This is a genomic window from Mesorhizobium sp. M0848 (assembly GCF_040319805.1).
Classification (GTDB): Bacteria; Pseudomonadota; Alphaproteobacteria; order Rhizobiales; family Rhizobiaceae; genus Mesorhizobium.
Genome location: NZ_JAMYOM010000008.1, coordinates 53,425 through 76,354, shown reverse-complemented (window position 1 = coordinate 76,354; position 22,930 = coordinate 53,425). Strand labels below are relative to the sequence as shown.

The following is a 22,930-nucleotide window of genomic DNA, read 5'->3' as shown; positions in this document are numbered from 1 at the left end:
GCATCGTCATCTGGCGATGCCGACAGTCCAAGCACGGAGTGTTCCAATGGCCGTCCCCTCCGAAATGAAGGCGCTGCTGCTGGTCGGCGACGGCTACACCAGGACGCCGAGCGGCAGTGTGCTGGAGGCGATGGAGCCGTATCTCGAGCCGGGCAACATCGCGGTGCCGACACCCGGACCGACGCAGGTGCTGATCAAGGTCAGCCTCGCCTCGATCAACCCCTCCGACATCGCCTTCGTCAAGGGCCAGTACGGCCAGCCGCGCGCCAAGGGACAGCCGGCCGGCTTCGAGGGCGTCGGCATCGTCGTCGCCAGCGGCGACGAGACCTATCCCCAAAGCCTGATCGGCAAGCGCGTCGCCTTTGCCACCGGCGTCACCAACTGGGGCTCGTGGGCCGACTATGCCGTCGCTGAAGCTGCTGCATGCATTCCGCTGCTCGACACGGTCCGCGACGAGGATGGGGCGGCGATGATCGTCAACCCGCTCACCGCGCTCGCCATGTTCGACGTCGTCAAGGAGGAAGGCGAGAAGGCCTTCGTCATGACCGCCGGCGCCAGCCAGCTCTGCAAGCTGATCATTGGCCTGGCCAGCGGAGAGGGCTTCCGGCCGATCGTCACCGTGCGCCGCGACGACCAGATCGCGGCGCTGAAAGCGCTCGGCGCGGCGCACGTCCTCAACGAAAAGGCGCCGGATTTCAAGGCAGCGCTGCGCGAGGTGATGAAGGCCGAACAGCCGCGCATCTTCCTCGACGCGGTGACCGGGCCGCTGGCTTCCGCCATCTTCGACGTCATGCCGAAGCGTTCGCGCTGGATCATCTATGGGCGGCTCGATCCCGAACACACTGTTATCCGCGAGCCCGGCCAACTGATCTTCCAGCACAAGCATATCGAAGGGTTTTGGCTGAGCGAGTGGATGCGCCAGTTCCGCGATCGCCGCGGCCCGGCGATCCTGGAAGCGCAGAAGCGTTTTTCCGATGGGCGCTGGTCGACCGACGTGACGGCGGTGGTGCCGCTTGCCGAGGCGATGGCGCGGGTGCCAGCGGAACTGGCCAAGCCGAACGGCAAGGTGTTCATCCGGCCTTAGGCCAATTCGAAAGATTCGAGCAGCTTGGACGGGAGGGGCCTCGGAGGGCTTTGCGGGCAGAGATTGCCGGTTATCCGCCGACGCGGGACCGTCAGGCCGATATCCTGGTCCATCAAGCCCCCTATGCCACGCCGCTGCGTCCGTGATATGCCGCCGCCATCGAATGCCGGGACAGGCTGGACTGAGCCTGTTCCGGGATTGTGTGGGGTGCCTTGATGACGATTTCCAAGCCGGTTTTCGACCGTTTGGGGTTTGGCCTGTGGATCGGAGCGTTCCTGGTCGTTCTTGCCATGGTCCTGTGGTCGCCGTACACGCGGACGGTATGGAAGGCCTATATAGATGGCAGCGAGGCGCTTCTGGCCGGTCTGCCACTCTACGACACCCAATCCGAGATGGGGTATCTCTACGCGCCGGCCTTCGCCGCGCTCTACACTCCAATAGTCAAGCTCGGTCCGCATCTGGGCGGCGTGATGTGGCACTCCCTCGGGTTTGCGGTGCTGACCTATGCCGCGATGCGGCAGGTGCGCAAGCTCGGTGGTGACGAGTTGATGTGGCTGCTTTCTTTCGGCCTCTTCCTCGCTGTGCCGATGGCGCTCGGCGCGATCCGCAACGGCCAGGCGACGATCCTTTTGACCGGCGCTTGCTGGCTTCTCACATTGTCGGCGCTGGAAGGACGACGGGCGGAGACGTTCTTCTGGGCTTCGCTCGCCATCATCGCCAAGCCGACCGCGATCATAATGCTGTTGTTGGTAGGAGCCCTTCGGCTTCGGTTGATACCGGTGCTGGTGCTGGCGGTGCTGTTCGTGCTCGCACTGCCTTACGCTTTTGCTCCCGCCGGCTATCTCAACGATCAGTATCGTGTCTTCGCCCAGATGCTGACCTCCATGGCCGTCGAGAACACCAGCCATTTCGTGTCCACCGATTTCACGGCACCGTTCACCACGATAGGGCTGCCGATACCGGAATTCGGCGCAACGATCGTGCGCATGGTCATGGCCCTGCTTACGCTTTCAGCCGTCATCTGGTTCGACCGCAGGCTCGAACAGGGAAAGGCGGCGCTGGCGATCTTCCTGACGGCCACCTTCTACATGTGCGTCTTCAACCCGCGCGTCGAACCCAACACCTTTGCCATGATCGCGGTACCAGCCGGTCTTGCCATCGCCCTGTTGTGGCGCGAAGAACGGGGCGGCGTCCTCGCCTCGGTGCTGTCGATGACGCTGTTCGTGACCGGGCTGAGCGGCGTCGAGCGCCATGTGCACGATTTCCTCTTCCCCTGGTTCCGGCCGGTCGCCGTCACTTTCATCGCCGGTTCGCTGATCTGGTGGTTCTGGGCCAAGGCACGGGAAAAGGTGGTGAATGCGGGAGTCGCGAATGGCTGAGTTGCGACAGAGCCTCGATATCGTTGCGCCATTCTTCAACGAGGCGGCATCGGCATCGGCCTTCGCGCGCCTGCTAGGCGAGCTCGAAGCGGCCGTGGCACAGCGCTTCGGCATGACCGTGCACAAGATCCTGGTCGATGACGGCAGCGGTGACGATGGCGCTGGACGATTTTCGCAAGCGCTGACGGGATCGTGGGAGATCGTCCGCCTCAGCCGCAATTTCGGCAAGGAAGTCGCTGTACTCGCCGGCCTCGACCAGTCGCGCGGCGACATGGTGCTGATCATGGACGCCGACCTCCAGCATTCCCTGGACATCAGCCTGAAGCTGATCGCCGAGCTGGTGGACCATCCGGACATCGACGTCGTCTTTGCCCAGAACGACCGCCGCGAGGCGAGCTGGCGGCGCAGCCAGCTTGCACGGCTTTTCTACAGCCTGATCAACAGCAGCCAGCGTTTCGATATTCCCGAAAATGCCGGCGACTTTCGCGTCATGCGCGGCGCTGTCGCGCGCGCTCTGACCAGCCTGCGTGACAAGCGTCGCTTCAACAAGGGCCTGTTTGCCTGGGCCGGCTTTCGCCAGAAGGCGTTGCCCTATTCGCCGGAAGGCCGCGCCAGCGGCACATCGAAATGGAGCCGGCTCAACCTCATCGCCTTCTCGCTGGAGGGGTTCACCTCGTTCTCCGTCATTCCGCTACGCCTGATCAGTCTTAGCGGGCTGCTCGCGGCGATGGCCGGCGCGCTCTATGGCGCCAAGGTGTTCTTCGAGGTGATCTTCTACGGCATTGCCGTTCCGGGCTACCCCAGCCTGCTGGTTGCCGTCGTTCTGCTCGGCGGCCTCAACCTGACCTTGCTTGGCCTGATCGGCGAATATGTCTGGGTGACGCTCAGCGAGAGCAAGGATCGGCCGGTCTATCTCGTGCGCGATGTCGTGCGCAGCGAGGCCCCCGCCGACCGGCCGGAGCCGGGCACTTCGAACAGATGACGCGGCGCATTCGCCTGATCGCTGACGATTACGGCCTGGCGCCTGGCGTTTCCGCCGGGATTCTCGATCTTCTCGATCGGGGGCGCCTGACCGGCACCAGCTGCATGACCGGCTTTCCCGAGTGGGCAAAGGAGGCAGAGCGCATAAAACCGCTGTGCGGCCGGGCCGCGGTTGGGCTGCACCTCACCTTGACCGACCAGTTGGCCGCCACCGGCCGGTCGGCCTTGGCGCCGGAAGGCCGGCTGCCACCGCTCCGCGCACTGGCCTTGCCTGTTCTGCGCGGCCGCATCGGCGACCGCCATGTCCATGCCGAGCTTGACGCCCAGTACGGCCGCTTCGTCGAGGCGCTTGGCCGCCGCCCCGATTTCGTCGACGGGCACCAGCATGTGCATTTCCTTCCCGTTGTGCGCACATGGCTGCGCACACGGTTTCCAGAAGGCGCCGACAGGCCGGCCCTGCGCGGCGCCCCGGCGCTGGCCGCAGGGTCGAAAGTCGCCGCCATTGCCGCGCTGGCTGCCGGGTTCAACCGCTCGATGCAGCGCGCGGGCTTCATCGTTTTCCAGCCGCTCGCCGGCATCTATGACTGGCGACAGCCCGAAAAGTTCGCTGCGGTTCTGCAGGCGGCCGTCGAAGGGTTGCCGGAGCGAGGGCTGTTCATGTGCCATCCCGGCCATGTCGACGAGACGCTGCGCGCGCGCGACACCATGCAAGATGTGCGCGAGGTGGAATTCGCGGCCCTCGCATCGGACGAATTCGGCGCTGGTCTGGCCCGCGCCGGCGTCGAGATCTTGGACGGCAAGAGATGAGCGAAGCCGATCGGCCCCAGCGTTCGGCCGGCAGCAAGATCGTCCGCTTCGCCATTGTCGGACTGGCGAACACGGCCATCGACCTTGCCAGCTTCTTCCTGCTGCTCAAGCTCGGGGTTCCGCCGGTGCCGGCCAACATCGCTGCCTGGTTCGTCGCCGTCACCTTTTCCTTCGCGGCGAACGGCTTGTGGTCGTTCGAGCGCAATCGAGCCATCCGGCTGCATGATGCGTTCCTTCGTTTCGCCACGCTTGGAGCGCTGATTTCGCTCGGTGTCTCCAGCCTCTCGATCGCGCTATTCGCCGGCATAATCGGGGTGTGGCCGGCGAAAATCGGGGGCGTCGTGGTGGCGGCGGTGCTGAATTTCCTCGCCGCGCGCTGGTCGATCGAAGGTCGGTTGCTGAGATAGCCGGAATTATTTTTCTTACGAAATTCCGGACGAAAAACCGCTACACACTTTCCTGGAATTTCTATTCTGCCGGCTCCACATTGGTGTAGGCGGCTTCCTCCAACTCGCGCTTCAGCCGGGCTTCCTCGTGGGTCTTCGGCGTGACGAAGCGGCCAAGCAGGAGATAGGCGACCGGCGTCAGGAACAGCGTCGAGACGGTGGCCAGCCCCAGGCCGCCGACGATGACCCAGCCGAGCGCGACGCGCGCCTCGGCACCGGCGCCGCTCGCCAGCACCAGCGGCAGGCCGCCGAGCACGGTGCAGATCATCGTCATCATCACCGGCCGCACGCGGATGATCGAGGCCTGTTCGATCGCCTCGCGCACGCCAAGCCCGCGGTCGCGCAACTGGTTGGCGAATTCGACGATCAGGATGCCGTTCTTGGCCATGACGCCGACCAAAAGCACCAGGCCGATCTGGCTGTAGGCGTTGAGACTGGTGCCCGAGAGGAGAAGCGCGAAAATCGCACAGGCCAGCCCGAGCGGCACCGTCGCCATGATGATGACGGCGCTGACAAAACTTTCGAACTGGGCGGCCAGCACCAAAAGGATGATGACCAGCGCGAAGCCGAAAATGGTGACCATGGCGCTGTTGGTCTCGCCTAGCGTCGCCGCCTCGGCCAGGGGCAGGATGCGGCTGCCTGGCGGCAGCAGCGGTGTGGCGATTTGCTCGGCGCGGGTGAGCGCGTCGCCAAGCGCGAAGTCGCCGCTGAGGTTGGAGGTGATCGCCACAGAGGGCTGCTGCTGTTCGCGCGACAGCGACGGTGGCACGGCGCGTTCGGTCAGCGTGGCGATGGTCGACATCGGCACGAAACGTCCGTCGGCTGTTTTCAGGAAGATGTTTTCCAGATCCGTCGGATCGTTGATCGGATTGGTGGTCGAGACCAGCTTCACGCCGTAGCTGCGGTCGGCGATGTAGACGTCGACGACGTCGTTGCCGTCGAGCATGGCCTGCAAGGTGTTGGCCAGTCCTGATATGTCGATGCCGAGGTCGGAGGCGCGCTCGCGGTCGATGGCCACGGCTAGCTGCGGCTGCGTCGGGTCGATCGACAGGCGCGGTGTCTGGAAGCGCGGGTCCTTCTGCATCTCGGCGATGATCTTCACGGCGGCATCGCCGAGTGCCTTGCGGTCGTTGCCGACCAGCGCGAACTGCAGGCCGTTGCCGGCGCCACGGATACCGAGGCTGTTGGGCTGCACCGGGAAGATGCGCACGCTCGGCACCTGCCTGGTCAGCTGGCTGATCTCGGCCATGATCTCCTGCTGGCTGCGGCTGCGCTCGTTCCACGGCGCCAGCGTCATCACCATGAAGCCGGAGTTGTAGGAGCCGTTCTGGCCGGCATTTTCGAAAGTGCTGCGGATCTCGCCGGAATCGCGCATCGGCTGGATCAGTCTCTCGATCTTCTGCATCTGCTGCGTTGTGTAGTCGAGGCTGACGCCTTGCGGGGCGCTGATGCGCAGAAGCACGGCGGCGCGGTCCTCGGTCGGCGTCAGCTCCTGGCGGATGGTGCCGAACAGCGTGAAGGCGGTGCCGGCGAACAGCACCGCGACCAGAAGCACGATCCATGGCGCGTCGAGGCAGGCGTGCAGGCTGCGCTTGTAGGCCGTATTGAGCGCGCCGCCGATGCGGGCGCCGATGCCATGGCCACCTTCGTGGTGGAGCGATGCGCTGGTCAGCATGCGCGAGGCGAGCATTGGGCACAGCGTCAGCGCCACCACGCAGGACAAGAGCACCGACATGGCAAGCACGAAGCCGAATTCGCGGAACAAGCCGCCGGTCTGGCCGGGCAGGAACGAGATCGGCACGAAGACGGCGACCAGCGTCAAGGTGGTGGCGATGACGGCGAAGAACACCTCCTGCGCGCCGAGCACGGCGGCGGCGCGCGGCCCCATGCCTTCGTTGCGTCGTCGCACGATGTTTTCGAGCACGACGATGGCGTCGTCGACGACCAGACCGGTCGCCAGCACCAGCGCGAGCAGGGTCAGGATGTTGACCGAGAAGCCGGCCAGATAGATGGCGGCGATGGTGCCGATCATGGCGACCGGCATCGACAGGCCGGGGATCAGCGTCGCACGCCAGTCGAGGAGAAACATGTAGATGACGATCAGCACCATGGTGACGGACAGGCCGAGCGCGATCTCGACCTCGTGCACCGCCCCCTTGACGAAGACAGCGTCGTCGCTGGTGATCTTGATCGACATGCCCTCGGGCAGGTTTTCCTGCAGCTTGGCGACGGCGGCCTGGACGCCGGTCGAGATGTCCAGCGTGTTCGATTCCGCCTGGCGGATGATGCCGATGCCGATGCCGGTCTTGCCGTCCGAGCGCAACGTGGTCTGGCCGACGTCGGGGCCGAGCGTGACGGTGGCGACATCGCGGATGCGCGTCGTGCCGCCGACAATTATGTTTTCGAACTCTTCAGGCGTGGTCACGTCGGCAGTCGTGCGGACGATCAGGTCCTGGTTGGTCGTGGTGATCGAACCGGCGGGGGAATCGAAGGCGACCGAGGCAAGGGCGGCCCTGAGGTCGGCGACCGTGAAGCCGAGGCTGGCCAGCTTGTTCTGGTCGACATCGATGCGGAAGATCTTGTCGCGGTCGCCATAGACCTGAACGTCGGCAACGCCGGGCACGGCGGCCAGCTCGTCCTCGATCTGGTCCTGGACCACCACGGTCATGTCCTGGATCGACATGTTGTCCGAGGTCACCGCCAGTCGCATCACCGCGTCGGAATTGGCGTCGGCCTTGACGATGCGCGGCGGATCGGCGGTGTCCGGCATCTGGTTGGCGACGCGGCCGACGGCATCACGCACGTCCGAGGCGGCGACATTCAGATCGACGCCATCGTTGAACTCGATGGTGACGCGGCTCGAGCCGAATGAGGAAGACGACGAGATCGACTTGACGCCGGAGACGCGGGCGACGGCGCCCTCGATGGTGTCGGTCAGTTCGCGATCGACGGTCTCGGCCGCCGCGCCCTCGAAGGTGGTGGAAACGGTGACCACCGCGCGATCGACGTCCGGCAGTTCGCGGATCTCGACGCCGTAGAAGGCGGCCAGGCCGGCGACCGCAATCAGTGTGTTCAGCACGAAGGCCATCACCGGCCTGCGGATGAACAGGGCGGTGAAGCCGGTCTCGCTGGCAGTGTTGGCGGGGCTGGTCATGTGCCTGCGGCGGCGTCCGCGGCGCGCTGCTCTTCGCCGGCGAGGCGGACCGCGCCGCCCTCGCTGACGCTCTGGGTGCCTTCTGTGACCACCATGTCGCCATTGTCGATCTCGGCGTCGATCAGCACGGTCTCGGTGTTGCGCTGTACGATGCGCACCGGGACCCGCCTGGCCTTGCCGTCCTCGATCTGCCAGACATAGGCGCCGTCCGCCCCCCACAGGATCGCCAGCGGGCTGACGGCCGGATAGGTTTGCCCCGGAAATTTCATGGTGATGCCGAACGACATGCCGGCGCGCAGTGAATCCGCCGGGTTGGCGATCTTGGCCTTGACCAGCAGGGTGCGGCTCTTTTCATCGATGTGGTTGTCAATGGCCGAAACGGTGCCGCTATAAGCATTGCTGGGATTGGCGATCGGCGTCGCCGTCAATTGTGCACCGATCTTGACGGCGGCAGCGAAGCGCTCGGGCACCAGGAAGTCGACCAGGATCGAGGACCGGTCGTCGAGCGTGGCGATGGCCGACTGGTTGGTGACATAATTGCCGGCCGAGATCGGCAGGATGCCGACGGTGCCGGCGATCGGCGCCAGAATCGACCGGCGCTGCAGTGCGAGTTCCGCATCCTGAAGCGCCAGCTTGGCGCCCGCCAGCACCACCTCGGCGTCAGCCACTGCGACTGGTGTCGCGGCATTGGAGGCACGAAGCGACCTGACACGGTCGAGTTTGGCCTGCGCATCCTGCAAGGCGAGCTTGGCGCGGTCCTGAGAGATCACTTCGGTCTCGGAATCCAGGGTGGCGAGAATCTGTCCCTTATCGACATGGCTGCCGGATTCGACCAGCAGTTCGGCGAGGCGGCCGGAGCTGTAGGGATTGACGGCCACCGAGGCGTTGGCACGGCCGGTGCCGATTGCCTGCAGGCGGTCGTTGATAACAGCCGAAGTGGCCGCAAGGGCGACCACGTTCACCCGCTGGTTGCCGCTATTGCGGCCGTTTGACTGCTTCGCGTTGGCGGCGCCGGTCTCAGCCGGGGGCGTTGCCGCGGAGGCCCAGTCGATGCCCCAGCGTGCCAGCACGTCCGGCGCGCCGGGATAAAAGCGCAGCCAGGCGGCTGCCGCCACCACCAGCACCACAAGTGCAAAAAGTATCTGTTTCCAGGCGGCCATCGGCACTCCGGTTGGTAAAACAATCCTTCCGTCTACCGGTTTCCCGAAATGAAGCAGACGCAGCGAGGCTATTGTAAGGCAAAGAAGCCGCCTCGATATCGCGTCTTTATGACAATTCTCCGGGGGCTGCGCACATTAAATATATGTAACGTTGAGAAAATATGCATAACGCTTTGGATCATCACACAGGCACTAACGCAGACTTTCCATCTCGCGAATGCGTTTGGCGCCTTCTGCTTCCAGTTGCCTGGTGACGGCGCCGATCAGCGTTTCGGCGACGACGAAAAGGGCAGCCGAAGAGTCCCATGCCGACGGCACCGCGGTTCGTCCGGCGATAACATGACGAGCAAAGCGGGCGATCGGCGACAGCCACTGGTCGGTGAACAGCACGATCTGGACGCCACGCTGATGCGCCTTTTCGGCGAAGCGGACGAGGCTGTCCTGGTAGCGCCTGATGTCGAAGATCACCAGCACGTCGCGCTTGCCCATGTCGATCAATCGGTCGCGCCACATGCTCTCCTGCCCGGCGAGGTGAAAGACATCCGGCTGGATGACAGCGAGGTGGGCGGCCATGTAGCGCGCCAGCGGATCGGTGAAGCGGCCGCCGATCAGGAAGGTCTTGCCGCGCCGGTCCGCTAGCCGGGCGGCGATGTCGGCAAGCTGCCTGTCGGACAGGTGTCTGAACGTCTCGCGCATGTTGTCGAGCGTCGCTTCCAGCATCGGCGACACCGTCCCACCACCAGGCGAGGGCGGATTGAGCGTCCTTGTCGCCGGCGATTGCAGTTGCGCCGCCAGTTCGTCCTGCAGGCTCGACTGGAATTCCGGATAGTTCTGAAAACCCAGCCGGGCGACGAAACGCAGGATCGTCGGCGAGGAGACGCCCGCCGCGGCCGAGAATTCAGCGACCGTTTTCAGGCCGATCATCGGATAGTTGGCGATCAGTGTCTGGGCCGCGCGCCGTTCGCCGGCCGGCATCGTGCCGAGGCGATCGGCGATCAGTTCGGCAATGCTGGAAATCATGTTTTCCCCACCCCTGGCCCGGCCGAAGGCCTTTTCCGAGATCGCATTTGACAAAGCCGGACAAACTGTATGAAATCATCCACAGGGACGCAATGAGGCAAAATACGTAACATACGATACAGCGCTCCCCGGGGACGGCACAGTATGGAGAAAGCACGGCCCGCCAGCCTTGCATCGTCTGATACCGTAAGGGTGACGAACCCCGGCGGATCGAGCCCTTTCGTGCTGACTTGCGATCACGCCTCGAACTTCCTGCCGGCCGAATTCGGTACGCTCGGCCTTGCCGCCGAGGACCTGTCCCGTCACATCGCCTGGGATCCCGGCGCGCTGCCGGTTGCCCGCCGCATGGCGCAGGCGCTCGACGCGACGCTGGTGGAAACTCGTATTTCTCGCCTTGTCATCGACTGCAACCGGCCACTCGACGCGCCCGACCTGGTACCGCCGGTCAGTGAGACAACGGCCATACCGGGCAATGCCGGCCTGTCGGAGAGCGAGCGGGCGGCGCGTGTTGCCCTGTCATGGCAGCCGTTCCACAACACGATTGCCGGTATCATCGACAACAGGCTGTCACAGGGTCAGCAAACCCGGCTGGTTTCGGTCCACTCCTTCACGCCGGTCTACAAGTCCATGAGCCGGCCCTGGCATATCGGCATCATCCACGACGAGGATCGCCGGCTGGCGGCGCCGCTGATATCGGCGCTGAAGCGGCTTGCCGGCGTCACCGTCGGCGTCAACGAGCCTTATTCGCCTGATGACCGCGTCTATTTCACGCTGGAACGGCATGCGCGCTCGCGCGGCCTGCCCTGCGCGATGATCGAAATCCGCAACGACGAAATCGCCGGCGAGACCGGGCAGCGGAAATGGGCGGATCTGCTCACGGGCATTTTTTCGGATCTGGAGCCAGAGGAGGCCGGATATTCCAGATCGCATTCAGTCGGAAAGTCAGTTCAATCGGCCAATTAGAACCACAGGGGAATGAAAATGGCAGGACCGGATTATACGGACGTTGACAAGAAGGAGGACCTGAAGGTTCTCCATGGCATGGGCTATGCCCAGGAACTGTCGCGAAGCATGAGCCGCTTCTCGAATTTCGCGATATCGTTCTCGATCATCTGCATCCTTTCGGGCGGCATCAACTCCTTCGCGCAAGCCACATCGTCGATCGGCGGCGCAGGTGCGGGCATCGGCTGGATCGTCGGCTGCTGCGTGTCGGGCTTCTTCGCCCTTGCCATGGCGCAGATCGCCTCGGCATTTCCGACCGCCGGCGGCCTCTATCACTGGTCGTCGATCCTCGGCAACCGCTTCACCGGCTGGCTGACGGCCTGGCTAAACCTGTTCGGCCTGATCACCGTGCTCGGCGCCATCAACATCGGCACCGCTTTCTTCTTCGTTGGAACGTTCGGAAGCTGGTTTGGCATCACCGGCACGCCGGGCGAAATCGTCGGGTTCGTCGCCTTCATCACCGTGCTGCAGGCGCTGTTCAACCATTTCGGCATCAAACTGACGGCAATGCTCACCGATGCTTCGGGCTTTCTTATCCTGGGCGCAACAGCAGTGCTGATCGTGGCCTGCCTGGTGTTCGCACCGGCAATCGACATCAGCCGGCTGTGGACGTTCACCAACTATTCAGGCGATGCGGGCGGCGGTGTTTTTCCGCAAACCGACTCCATGAGCTACCTGTTCCTGCTCTGCCTGCTTCTGCCCGTCTATACCATCACCGGCTATGACGCCTCGGCCCACACCTCCGAGGAGACCGTCAAGGCAGCACACTCCGTCCCGCGGGCGATCGTTTCGTCGGTGCTGTGGTCGTCGCTGATCGGCTGGGTGATGCTGTGCGCAATCGTTCTCGCGATCCCGGACCTGGCTGCCGGCGCCAAGCAGGGATGGAGCGTATTCTTCTCGACAATGGATGCAATCCTGCCGGTGTGGCTGAAGGAACTGCTTTATTTTGCAATCCTGATCTCGCAATTCCTCTGCGGCCTCGCCACCGTGACCTCGGCTTCGCGCATGCTGTTCGCCTTCTCTCGCGACGGCGGCATGCCTGTTGGCTCCGCGGCTCTCGCCAAGGTCAACCCGACCTGGCGCACGCCGGTCAATGCGATCTGGACGGCCGCGATCCTCGAGATCCTTTATGTGTTCCTTGCCCAGTTTATTTCGATCGGCGGCACCAACATCTACACCATCGTCGTCAATTCGACGCTGGTGTTCCTGTTCCTGTCGTTCACCATCCCGATCGCACTCGGCATGGTCGCATTCGGCACGGCCAAGTGGCCCAAGCCTGGCCCGTGGAACCTGGGCGCCGGACTGTTCAAGCTCTTCTGTGCGCTGTCGATTGTCGGCATGGTGATCATCTTCTACATCGCCATCCAGCCGCCGAACGACAAGGTGCTTTACATCACCATAGGCTTCATCTTGCTGACCGCCGTGCTTTGGTTCGGTTTCGAGAACCGCCGCTTCCAGGGTCCGCCGATCGGTGACCAGATTGCCAAACGCCAGGCCGCGATCAGGGCAGCCGAGGTGGCTATCGGCGAAGCTGGCGCCTGATATCGCCCTATATGGCCATGGCCGGCCTCGCGCCGGCCATGGCTACGTTTATCCCTTTCAATCGACAAGTGCTGGAGTGCCAAAGGAATGGCCGGAAATTTCTCGTTCGATCAGTTGAAGAAAGCGGTCTCCAGCGGTGAGATCGACACCGTGCTGGCCTGCATCGTCGACATGCAGGGACGGTTGGCGGGAAAACGCTTCCTGGCGCAGTACTTCATCGATTCCGCGCATGACGAAACGCATGGCTGCAACTATCTGCTGGCGGCCGACATCGATATGGAACCGGTGCCGGGCTACAAGGCCGCGAGCTGGTCGAAGGGCTATGGCGATTTCGTCATGAAGCCGGATCTCGCCACGCTGCGGCGCATTCCCTGGCTGGAAAAGACCGCACTCGTGATCTGCGACGTGCTCGACCACCACACCCATGATGACCTGCCGCACTCGCCGCGCGCCATCCTCAAGAAGCAGGTCAAGCGGCTGAGCGAGCGCGGCTATATCGGCTATTTCGCTTCCGAGCTCGAATTCTATCTGTTCAACGAGACATACGATTCTGCCCGAAAGAAGCACTGGCAGGGTCTCGACACCGCATCGCCCTATATCGGCGACTACCAGATCGGCATCACCACCAAGGAAGAAGGCGTCATGCGCCGGCTTCGCAATGAGATGGAAGCGGCCGGCATCCCGATCGAAAATTCCAAGGGCGAGTGGGGTCCGGGCCAGGAAGAGATCAATGTGCGCTATGCCGAGGCGCTCGACATGGCCGACCGCCACGTCATCCTGAAGAACGGCGCCAAGGAAATCGCCGAGTCCGAGGGCAAGGCGATTTCGTTCATGTCCAAGTATAATTACGGGCTCGCCGGCAATTCCAGCCACATCCACAATTCGCTGTGGAGCGCCGACGGCAAGACACCGCTGTTCTTCGACAAGACGGCCGACTGGACGCTGTCGACGCTTGGCCAGCAATGGGCCGCCGGCCAGCTCAAATACGCCAAGGAATTCACCTGGTTCCTGGCGCCCTATATCAACTCCTACAAGCGCTTCCAGGCCGGCACCTTCGCGCCGACTAAGATCATGTGGAGCGAGGACAACCGTACCGCCGGCTTCCGCCTGTGCGGCGAGGGCACCAAGGGCATCCGCATGGAATGCCGCATCGGCGGCGCCGACCTCAACCCGTATCTTGCGTTCGCCGCGCTGATCGCCGCAGGCCTCGCGGGCATCGACGAGAAGCTGGAATTGCAGAAGCCGTTCGTCGGCGATGCCTATCAGGCATCGCGCCTGCCGGAGATCCCGAAGACGCTCCGCGATGCGACCGAGACGCTGGCGAAGTCGAAGATGCTGAGGCAGGCGCTCGGCGAGGATGTGCTCGAACACTATGTCCACACCGCAAAGTGGGAGCAGTTCGAATACGACCGCCGCATTACAGATTGGGAACTGCACAGAGGGTTCGAGCGGTACTAGTATCGACTGTTCGTCGGCGCCGTCGGCGCCGTCCCTTACCCTTCCTCTCCGTGTGAAGAAAACGGAGAGGAGGCGAAGACGCTGGAGCTCCATCCTTCTCCCCGTCACTATGCGGGGAGGGGTGCCGGCAGGCGGATTAGGGGCAGCGTCAGCCCACAAGACTTTGTTGTAGAATGCGAGGACTTCCAAAATGACCGAAACGGTCAAACTCATATCCCCCATCGATGGCTCGATCTATGCCGAGCGGCCGATCGCGACCGACCAAGCGATCAACGCCGCGGTCGAGCGTGCCAAGGCGGCGCAGGAGAAGTGGGCTGAGACGCCGATCGTCGAGCGCGGCAAGTTTATGCTGGCCATGCTGGAAGCGCTGGTCGCGATGACCGACGAGATCGTGCCGGAGATCGCCTGGCAGATGGGGCGCCCGGTGCGTTATGGCGGCGAGTTCGGTGGTGTCAAGGAGCGCACCACCTACATGGTCGAGATCGCCGAGGCGGCGCTCAAGGCGGTGCCGGCCTCCAACCCGAAGGACGGCTTCCGTCGCTATGTGAAGAAGGATCCGCTTGGCGTGGTCATGGTGATCGCGCCGTGGAACTATCCCTACCTCACCGCCGTCAACACCATCGTGCCGGCGCTGATGGCCGGCAACACCGTGGTCCTCAAGCATGCGGCGCAGACGCTGCTGGTCGGCGAGCGCTTTCAGCAGGCTTTCGACAAAGCGGGCCTGCCCAAGGGCGTATTCCAGAATGTCGTGCTCAACCATGCCCAGACCGAGAAACTGCTCGGCTCGGGCAAGATCGACCATGTCAATTTCACCGGTTCGGTCGGCGGCGGCCGTGCCATCGAAAAGGCCGCGGCCGGGACCTTCATGACGCTCGGCCTCGAACTTGGCGGCAAGGATCCGGCCTATGTGCTGCCCGACGCCAAGATGGACCATGCGGTCGCCAATCTGGTCGACGGCGCCTTCTACAATTCCGGCCAGTGCTGCTGCGGCATCGAACGTGTCTACGTGCACGAGAAGGTCTATGACGAATTCGTCGAAGGCTTCATCGCCGAGACCAAGAACTATGTCGTCGGCAACCCGCTCGACCAGGCGACGACGATGGGACCGATGGCGCAGGCGCGCTTCGCCGACCTGATCCGCGAACAGAAGGCCGAAGCGCTGCGCAAGGGTGCCAAGGCGCACATCAATATGAAGGTGGCTAACGACAAGGCGGGTTCGCCCTATCTGGCGCCGGAAGTGCTGACAGAAGTCGACCATCAGATGAGCGTCATGCGTGAGGAAAGCTTTGGCCCGATCGTCGGCATCATGAAGGTGCGCAACGACGAAGAGGCGATCGCGCTGATGAACGACAGCCCCTACGGGCTGACCGCTTCGATCTGGACGCGCGATACCGAGCATGCGGTGGCGATCGGCAACCGCGTCGAAACCGGCACGGTGTTCATGAACCGCTGCGACTATCTTGACCCGGCCTTGGTCTGGACCGGCGTCAAGGACACCGGCAAGGGTGCGGGCTTGTCGGCCATCGGCTACGATAATCTGACCCGGCCGAAATCTTTCCATCTGCGCGAAGCCATCTGATTTATTGAAAGACAAAAATGTCCAAGCTGATCTCCAAATGGAACTATCCCACCACCGTCCGCTTCGGCGCCGGTCGCATCAAGGAATTGCCCGAGGTATTGACGGCCACCGGCATCAAGCGGCCGTTGTTCGTCACCGATCCGGGCCTGGCGAAACTGCCGGTCGTCGCCTCGACCTTGAAGATCCTCGACGATGCGAAGGTCCCTTACGGCGTTTTCTCCGAGGTCAGGCCGAACCCGGTCGAATCCAACCTGACCGCCGGCATCGCCGTGTTCAAGAAGGGCAAGCATGACGGCGTCATCGCCTTCGGCGGCGGCTCGGCGCTCGATCTTGGCAAGCTGATCGCCTTCCAGGCCGGGCAGACGCGGCCGGTGTGGGATTTCGAGGATGTCGACGACTGGTGGACGCGCGCCAACTCGGATGCCATCGCGCCGATCATCGCCGTGCCGACCACCGCCGGGACCGGATCGGAGGTTGGCCGCGCCGGCGTCATCACCAATGAGGCCACGCACACCAAGAAGGTCATCTTCCATCCCAAATTGTTGCCGGCTATCGTCATTGCCGATCCGGAGCTTTCGGTCGGCATGCCGGGCTTCATCACCGCCGGTACCGGCATGGATGCGCTGGCCCATTGCCTCGAAGCCTATTGCGCGCCCGGCTACCATCCGATGGCCGACGGCATTGCTGTCGAAGGTGTCCGGCTGGTCTTCGAGAACCTGCCCAAGGCCTATGCCAACGGCAGGGATCTCGTTGCGCGCGCCCATATGATGAGCGCCGCTGCCATGGGCGCCACCGCCTTCCAGAAAGGGCTCGGTGCCATCCATTCGCTTTCGCACCCTGTCGGCGCGCTCTACGACACCCATCACGGTATGACCAACGCGGTGTTCATGCCCTATGTTCTGGCCTTCAACCGGGACTCCATCGAGGAGCGTATTGGCCGGCTCGCCGCCTATTGCGGCATCAAGGGCGGCTTCGACGGCTTCGCCAAAGCCATCATCAAGCTGCGCAAGGAATTGAAGGTGCCGCATGCGCTGCCGGGCCTTATCAAGGGGCTCGACATGGACAAGAAACGTAAGGCGCTGATCGCCGACATGGCGGTGGTCGATCCGACCGCCGGCGGCAACCCGGTCAAGCTGACCAAGAAGGCGGCGCTGACCTTGCTCGAAAACGCCATCGCCGGCACGATCTGAGGCGTTTTCCGCGCCGCAAAGTGATCTGAAAAGGGGCTATGAAAACAAGGGGGAGGATGACGGGCAAGGCAAAAACTAGTTAGCCGGAAAAAGAATCGCGGAGCGATTGCTACATCAGGTTAAAAAGAGTTTACTTTTTCGCACTGCGAGCAGCCGCTTTCACAAAGCTTTCATCTGGCTGTCACATGAAAACGATACCGCATCGCAGGCGTCCAACGGCGTCAGTTCAACGGAGAGAACACATGTTCAAATTCACGGGGAAAGTGCTTTCCCTTTCGGCCGCGACCCTGATGGTGTCGTCGGTGATTTCGTCCGCGGATTCGATGGACGATCTCGTCAAGGCCGCCAAGGCGGAAGGCCAGCTCACCACCATCGCGCTGCCGCATGACTGGTGCGGTTACGGCGACGTCATCGCCGGCTTCAAGGCGAAGTATCCGGAAATCACCGTCAACGAACTCAATCCCGATGCCGGTTCCGGCGACGAGATCGAGGCGATCAAGGCCAACAAGGACAACAAGGGCCCGCAGGCGCCTGACGTCATCGACGTCGGCCTGTCCTTCGGTCCGACCGCCAAGGCCGATGGCCTGATCCAGCCCTACAAGGTGTCTACCTGGGACTCGATCCCCGACAGCGCCAAGGATGCCGAAGGCTTCTGGACCGGCGACTATTACGGCGTGCTTTCCTTCCAGGTGAACAAGGACCTCGTCAAGGAAGCTCCGGCCGACTGGGCCGACCTGCTGAAGCCGGAATTCGCCAACTCGGTAGCCCTTGCCGGTGATCCGCGTGCCTCGAACCAGGCGATCCAGGCGGTTTATGCCGCCGGCCTGTCGTCAGGCGCCGCCGCCGGTGAAGCTGCCGGCACCGCGGGCCTCGACTTCTTCAAGAAGCTCAATGCCGCCGGCAATTTCGTGCCGGTCATCGGCAAGGCTGCGACGCTCGCCCAGGGCCAGACCCCGATCCTCGTCACCTGGGACTACAACGCGCTCGCCGGCCGCGACACGCTGAAGGGCAATCCGCCCGTCGACGTCGTCGTGCCGAAGACCGGTGTTGTCGCCGGTGTCTATGTGCAGGCGATCAGCGCCTACGCGCCGCATCCGAATGCAGCCAAGCTCTGGCTCGAATACCTCTACTCGGACGAAGGCCAGATCGGCTGGCTGAAAGGCTATTGCCACCCGATCCGCTTCAACGATCTCGCCAAGAACGGCAAGATCCCGGCTGAGGTGCTAGCCAAGCTGCCGCCGGCCGAAGCCTATGCGTCCGCCGTGTTCCCGACACTCGACGAGCAGGGCAAGTCCAAGGAAGCCATCACCAAGAACTGGGATGCCGTCGTCGGCGCCAACGTCAAGTAATTCACACCATGCCGGGCGGCCTCGCGGCCGCCCGGTCCTTCTCTCGAAGACGGTAGCCGGCGCATGACCGATATCTCATTGTCCGACCACGCTGTTACCGGGAAGACCGCGCCTCCCGCCGAAGCACGCAGCATGCGGCTGCCGACCCAGTGGCTTGGCGTTGCACCGTTCTTCATCTTCGCCATCATGTTCCTCATCCTGCCCACGCTCTATCTGATGCTGGGTGCATTCCAGAACGATGCCGGCGAATTCACTCTCGAAAACATCGCAGCGCTGGCGCAACCGTCCATCGTTGCCGCCTACTGGATTTCTATCAAGATCAGTCTTGCTTCATCGCTGATTGGCGCATTCGCGGGCCTGGCGATTGCCATTGCCATCGTGCGTGGTGGCCTGCCGGACTGGATACGTTCGGCGACACTGACGTTTTCCGGCGTGGCCTCCAATTTTGCCGGCGTGCCGCTGGCCTTTGCCTTCCTCGCCACGCTCGGCCGCCTCGGCCTTGCGACGGTGATCCTAAACACCGTGTTCGGCCTTAACATCTACGCGCATGGCTTCAACATCCTGTCATTCTGGGGCCTGACACTGACCTATGTCTATTTCCAGATACCGCTGATGGTGGTGATCATCGTGCCAGCCATCGACGGGCTGAAGAAGGAATGGGGCGAGGCAGCCGCGACGCTGGGCGCGACCATGTCCCAGTACTGGCGCATGGTGGTCATTCCGGTGATCTGGCCGAGTTTCCTCGGCACCGTGATCCTGTTGTTCGCCAACGCCTTCGGCGCCATCGCCACCGCCTATGCGCTGACCGGCTCGTCGCTCAACATCGTGCCGATCCTGCTCTATGCCCAGATCCGTGGAGATGTGCTGCACAATGCCCATCTCGGCTATGCCATCGCCTTCGGTATGATCGTCATCACCGGTCTTGCCAATGTGTTCTACATCTGGTTCCGGACCCGTTCCGAGAGGTGGCTGAAATGAAGTCGGGAAAGTTCTGGGCCTGGCTCGTCTTCGCTCTTGGCGCGGCCTACTTTTTCATCCCGCTGATCGCGACCGTGGAGTTCTCGATGCGCATGCGGCGCGGGGAGTACTCCTTCGACGCGTACAAGGTCGTGTTGGGCGACGCCCGTTTCCAGGCCACCTTCGGCTATTCGGTACTGGCCGCCGTTTTCACCATCATTCTCGGTGTGCTGATCGTGGTGCCCGCCGCTTATTGGATCCGGCTTCGGCTGCCGCAATTGCGGCCGATCGTCGAGTTCATTACCCTGTTGCCGCTGGTTATCCCAGCCATCGTCATCGTCTTCGGCTACATCAGAATGTACGGGTCGAATTCGCCGCTGCCGTTTCTGGCGACCGATACAGGCACCAATGCCTTGTTGGTCATCGGCTATGCGACACTGGCGCTGCCCTATATGTATCGCGCCGTCGACACCGGGCTTCGCACAATCGACGTACGCACGTTGACGGAAGCGGCACAGATCCTTGGGGCTGGCTGGGGCACCATCATCACCCGTGTCATCCTGCCCAACGTGCTGATCGCGGTGCTCTCGGGCGCCTTCCTCACCTTCGCCATCGTCATCGGCGAATTCACCATGGCCAGCCTGCTCAACCGGCCTGCCTTCGGCCCTTATCTGCAGAATATTGGTGCCAACCGCGCCTATGAGCCGGCGGCACTTGCCATCATCGCCTTCGCCATCACCTGGGGCTGCATGTCGTTGATCCAGATCCTGTCCCGCTTCGCGCCGAGATCGGCGAACCGTCCGAACTGAAAGTCAAAGCCATGGCCGACCCGTTCCTCTCCATCCAGCACGTTCGCAAATCCTTCGGCGCCACCACAGTGGTGGAGGATTTCAATCTCGACGTCGAGCGCGGCGAATTCGTCTCCTTCCTGGGTCCGTCCGGTTGCGGCAAGACCACCGTCCTGCGCATGGTCGCCGGTTTCGAGGAGCCGAGCGCGGGCACGATCGTCGTCGGCGGCAAGGACATTACGCGGCTGAAGCCCAACCAGCGCAATGTCGGCATGGTGTTCCAGGCCTATGCGCTGTTCCCGAACCTGACCGTGGCGCAGAACATCGGCTTCGGCCTGAAGGTCGCCGGCATGCCAAGGGCGGACATCGATGCTCGTGTCGCCGAGATGCTCGGCATCATCAAGCTGCCGCAGATGGCGGATCGCTATCCCTACCAGCTCTCGGGCGGCCAGCAGCAACGCATCGCGTTGGCCCGCGCCATCGCGCCGAAGCCGAAGCTCTTGCTGCTCGACGAGCCGCTGTCGGCGCTCGATGCCAAGGTGCGTGTGTCGCTGCGCGAGGAAATCCGCTCGATCCAGAAGAAGCTCGGCATCACAACCATTTTCGTGACGCACGACCAGGAAGAGGCGCTGTCGATCTCCGACCGCATCGCCGTCATGTATGGCGGGAAGGCCGAGCAGGTCGGCACGCCGTTCGAGATCTACAACCGCCCGGCGACCAAGTTTGTCGCCAATTTCGTCGGCACGCTGAACGTGCTGGAAGGCACCGTCACCGATGCGGCTGCAGGCACGGTGCGGGTCAATTCCGAACAGGTCTCGCTTAAGGGCAAGCTCAACGGTTCCAAGTCAGGCGACACGCTGTCGCTGGCGTTGCGGCCTGAGGCAATCTCGCTCGGACGACAGCCCGGCCGCGATTCCAGCCTTTCGGGAGAGATATCCGAGGTGCATTTCCTCGGCTCAGTCATCCGGGTTCGTGTCGGCATCGGCGGCAACACGGTCTCGCTCGACACCTTCAACAGCCCGGCGACACCGCCCCCCGCAGTCGGTGAAAAGGCCGAGATCTCGTTCTCGTCGAGCGATATGCTGGTGCTTCACTAGGCTGATGCGCTTGTTCAAAATGAATGGCTGCATCCCGGTCTGCGAAGACGGGAGGATGCTTCCGTCCGCGTGGCATGGGCTGCAATGCAGGGTTTAAGCGAGCCCTCTATCGGTGATTTCGATGTCAGTGCGGTCGGCGCATTTGTCGATTTGGCAGGGCATCGGCGGAAGGCAATTCGAGGCATATTCCCATCGGCTCGAGCTTGCTGGCCAATCAACAGTTTCCAGCCGCTTTGCCACTGCCAGCGTCTCGCTTCCCGGCTATAACAGGCCATGGCGCTTTTCGAACTGACACTCGTTCTGCTGTTGATCGCCGTTGCGCTGACGGCGCTGTCGCGGCGCGTGCAGGTTCCCTATCCCTCTTTGCTGGCGCTGGCAGGGGTGGCCATCGCCTTCGTGCCTGGCGTCCCGACCATAGAGATCGATCCGGAACTGGCGCTAGCCCTGTTCATCGCGCCGGTGCTGCTCGATGCCGCCTATGATACCTCGCTGCGCGATCTCAACCGCTACAGGGTGCCGCTTGTGCTGCTGGCGCTTGGCGCCGTCCTTTTCACGACAGCGACGGTTGCGCTGGCCGGCTGGGCGATGGCAGGCCTGCCGATCGCCGCAGCCATAGCGCTTGGCGCCATCGTGGCGCCGCCCGATGCGGTTGCGGCATCGGCCGTGCTTGGCCAGTTCAAGGTGCCGCACCGCATCACTGCCATTCTGCAGGGCGAGAGCCTGCTCAACGACGCCACCGCGTTGCTGATTTACCGGATGGCGATTTCGGCGGCAGCAGGTTCCATTCTGCTGAGCAGCGCCGTTCCGATGATCCTGCTGTCCACGCTCGGCAGTCTTGCGGCCGGCTACCTGCTTGGCCGGGTGTCTCTGATAACGCTGGGCCGGATCGAGGACCCGGCGAGCGGCACCGTGGTGCAATTTGCCGGCACATTCGGGGTCTGGATCCTGGCCGACAGGATCGGACTGTCGGCCATCATCACCATAGTCGTCTATGCCATGACGATCGCCCGCACCGCGCCGCGCCGCATGCCGGCCAGAAACCGCATCAGCTCTTATTCGGTCTGGGAAACGGCGGTGTTCGTGCTCAATGTCCTGGCTTTCGTGCTGATGGGCCTGCAGGCGCGTACGATCGTCGGCCGGCTTGCCGGGCAGGGGCAGACCGATGCGTTCGTCCTGGCCGGGACAGTGCTTGCCATCGTCATCGTCTCACGCCTCATCTGGGTGCTGGGGTGCGGCGCGATCATCAGGTGGTTTGACCGTTCCGGCGGAGCTGATCGTCAGCGTGACGCTCCGTCGTTTCGGGGCGGCGTGCTGATCGGCTGGTGCGGGATGCGCGGTTTGGTGACGCTTGCGGCGGCATTCGCCCTGCCGGCTGAATTCCCGGCCCGCGACCCGATCGTGCTCGCTGCCTTCACGGTCGTGCTCGGCACGCTGGTGCTGCAAGGCATGAGCCTGAAGCCGCTGCTGCGCCTGCTAAATCTCGACCCTGACGAAACGGTCGACCGCGAGGTTGCGCAGGCACGCGTCGTGGTCATGCAGGCCGCGCTCGACATATTGGGCGGCAAGACATCGGACGCGGCGGCCGCGGTGCGCGAGCAATATGCCGCTCAACGCAAGATCGCCAAAAATCCCGACGATGCCCAGGCAGCGACCGAATATGACCGCTTGCGTCTTTATGCGATCAAGAGCCAGCGCGACGCGCTGGAGGAATTGCGCCGCAACGGGACGATTGGCGACGAAGCCTATCATCGCCTTGAGGAAGAGATCGACTGGACCGAACTGGCGGCGTCGCCACCCGGCCGGTTCCAGCCGCTGAATACATAAGGCATCGCACGCCGTTTTCCGGCGCACGGAAGATACCGAAGTGCTTCGTGATCGGTGCATGATCCCGGTGAAGCAAGGCTGGTCCAAGCCACGTCCATTCTCCTGCACATTGC

At 63.1% G+C, this 22,930-nt stretch carries 18 protein-coding genes; 15 read left to right on the top strand and 3 right to left on the bottom strand.

Features of this window, described 5'->3' with window-relative positions; all coding sequences use genetic code 11:
* Positions 1 to 46 precede the first annotated feature (46 nt).
* The 5 genes from NKH95_RS11185 (at position 47) to NKH95_RS11165 (ending at position 4,658) form a co-directional block, all read left to right on the top strand.
* Positions 47 to 1,084: a zinc-binding dehydrogenase gene (locus NKH95_RS11185; RefSeq protein ID WP_023810112.1), complete on the top strand. Its 1,038-nt coding sequence runs from the start codon at positions 47 to 49 to the stop codon at positions 1,082 to 1,084.
* Positions 1,085 to 1,299: 215 nt separating this feature from the next.
* Positions 1,300 to 2,463, top strand: coding sequence for a glycosyltransferase 87 family protein (locus tag NKH95_RS11180; RefSeq protein ID WP_023810111.1), 1,164 nt, complete (start codon positions 1,300 to 1,302; stop codon positions 2,461 to 2,463).
* Positions 2,456 to 3,445 carry a glycosyltransferase gene (locus NKH95_RS11175; protein ID WP_023810110.1) on the top strand — a complete coding sequence of 330 codons (990 nt, stop codon included), beginning with the start codon at positions 2,456 to 2,458 and terminating at the stop codon, positions 3,443 to 3,445. Before NKH95_RS11180 ends, NKH95_RS11175 begins: the two co-directional genes overlap by 8 nt.
* The gene (locus NKH95_RS11170; RefSeq protein ID WP_023810109.1) at positions 3,442 to 4,251 is read left to right on the top strand and encodes a ChbG/HpnK family deacetylase; all 810 of its coding nucleotides are present in this window, start codon (positions 3,442 to 3,444) and stop codon (positions 4,249 to 4,251) included. Before NKH95_RS11175 ends, NKH95_RS11170 begins: the two co-directional genes overlap by 4 nt.
* A complete protein-coding gene (locus tag NKH95_RS11165; RefSeq protein WP_023810108.1) occupies positions 4,248 to 4,658 on the top strand; it encodes a GtrA family protein in 411 nt (136 codons plus the stop codon). Before NKH95_RS11170 ends, NKH95_RS11165 begins: the two co-directional genes overlap by 4 nt.
* Before the next feature lie 61 nt (positions 4,659 to 4,719).
* Here NKH95_RS11165 and NKH95_RS11160 read toward each other — a convergent pair whose 3' ends face one another.
* The 3 genes from NKH95_RS11160 to NKH95_RS11150 form a co-directional block, all read right to left on the bottom strand.
* On the bottom strand, positions 4,720 to 7,851 hold the full coding sequence (locus NKH95_RS11160; RefSeq protein WP_023810107.1) for an efflux RND transporter permease subunit: 3,132 nt from the start codon (positions 7,849 to 7,851) through the stop codon (positions 4,720 to 4,722).
* Positions 7,848 to 9,011 (bottom strand): efflux RND transporter periplasmic adaptor subunit, encoded by a 1,164-nt coding sequence (locus NKH95_RS11155; protein ID WP_023810106.1) that lies wholly within the window; start codon positions 9,009 to 9,011, stop codon positions 7,848 to 7,850. The genes NKH95_RS11160 and NKH95_RS11155 overlap by 4 nt, the downstream gene beginning before the upstream one ends.
* Positions 9,012 to 9,203: 192 nt before the next feature.
* Entirely contained in the window at positions 9,204 to 10,031 is an 828-nt protein-coding gene (locus tag NKH95_RS11150; RefSeq protein ID WP_023810105.1) for a MurR/RpiR family transcriptional regulator, read from the bottom strand.
* A gap of 144 nt (positions 10,032 to 10,175) precedes the next feature.
* On the opposite strand from NKH95_RS11150, the gene NKH95_RS11145 reads away from it, so the two are divergent.
* From NKH95_RS11145 to NKH95_RS11100, 10 genes are all read left to right on the top strand, one after another.
* A complete protein-coding gene (locus tag NKH95_RS11145; protein ID WP_023810104.1) occupies positions 10,176 to 10,994 on the top strand; it encodes an N-formylglutamate amidohydrolase in 819 nt (272 codons plus the stop codon).
* Positions 10,995 to 11,012: 18 nt separating this feature from the next.
* On the top strand, positions 11,013 to 12,575 hold the full coding sequence (locus tag NKH95_RS11140; protein ID WP_352891570.1) for an amino acid permease: 1,563 nt from the start codon (positions 11,013 to 11,015) through the stop codon (positions 12,573 to 12,575).
* A gap of 87 nt (positions 12,576 to 12,662) precedes the next feature.
* Positions 12,663 to 14,033, top strand: a complete 1,371-nt coding sequence (locus NKH95_RS11135; protein WP_352610298.1) for a glutamine synthetase family protein — start codon at positions 12,663 to 12,665, stop codon at positions 14,031 to 14,033.
* 190 nt (positions 14,034 to 14,223) lie between these two features.
* Positions 14,224 to 15,612: an aldehyde dehydrogenase family protein gene (locus tag NKH95_RS11130; RefSeq protein WP_023810101.1), complete on the top strand. Its 1,389-nt coding sequence runs from the start codon at positions 14,224 to 14,226 to the stop codon at positions 15,610 to 15,612.
* Between the two features lie 17 nt (positions 15,613 to 15,629).
* Positions 15,630 to 16,802 carry an iron-containing alcohol dehydrogenase gene (locus NKH95_RS11125; protein WP_352554230.1) on the top strand — a complete coding sequence of 391 codons (1,173 nt, stop codon included), beginning with the start codon at positions 15,630 to 15,632 and terminating at the stop codon, positions 16,800 to 16,802.
* 242 nt (positions 16,803 to 17,044) lie between these two features.
* Positions 17,045 to 18,151 carry an ABC transporter substrate-binding protein gene (locus tag NKH95_RS11120; protein ID WP_023810099.1) on the top strand — a complete coding sequence of 369 codons (1,107 nt, stop codon included), beginning with the start codon at positions 17,045 to 17,047 and terminating at the stop codon, positions 18,149 to 18,151.
* Positions 18,152 to 18,214: 63 nt separating this feature from the next.
* Positions 18,215 to 19,129 carry an ABC transporter permease gene (locus NKH95_RS11115; RefSeq protein ID WP_023810098.1) on the top strand — a complete coding sequence of 305 codons (915 nt, stop codon included), beginning with the start codon at positions 18,215 to 18,217 and terminating at the stop codon, positions 19,127 to 19,129.
* Positions 19,126 to 19,917 (top strand): ABC transporter permease, encoded by a 792-nt coding sequence (locus NKH95_RS11110; RefSeq protein ID WP_023759707.1) that lies wholly within the window; start codon positions 19,126 to 19,128, stop codon positions 19,915 to 19,917. The genes NKH95_RS11115 and NKH95_RS11110 overlap by 4 nt, the downstream gene beginning before the upstream one ends.
* A gap of 11 nt (positions 19,918 to 19,928) precedes the next feature.
* Entirely contained in the window at positions 19,929 to 20,993 is a 1,065-nt protein-coding gene (locus NKH95_RS11105) for an ABC transporter ATP-binding protein (RefSeq protein WP_023810097.1), read from the top strand.
* A gap of 273 nt (positions 20,994 to 21,266) precedes the next feature.
* Positions 21,267 to 22,817, top strand: coding sequence for a cation:proton antiporter (locus tag NKH95_RS11100; RefSeq protein ID WP_023810096.1), 1,551 nt, complete (start codon positions 21,267 to 21,269; stop codon positions 22,815 to 22,817).
* Positions 22,818 to 22,930: the final 113 nt, after the last annotated feature.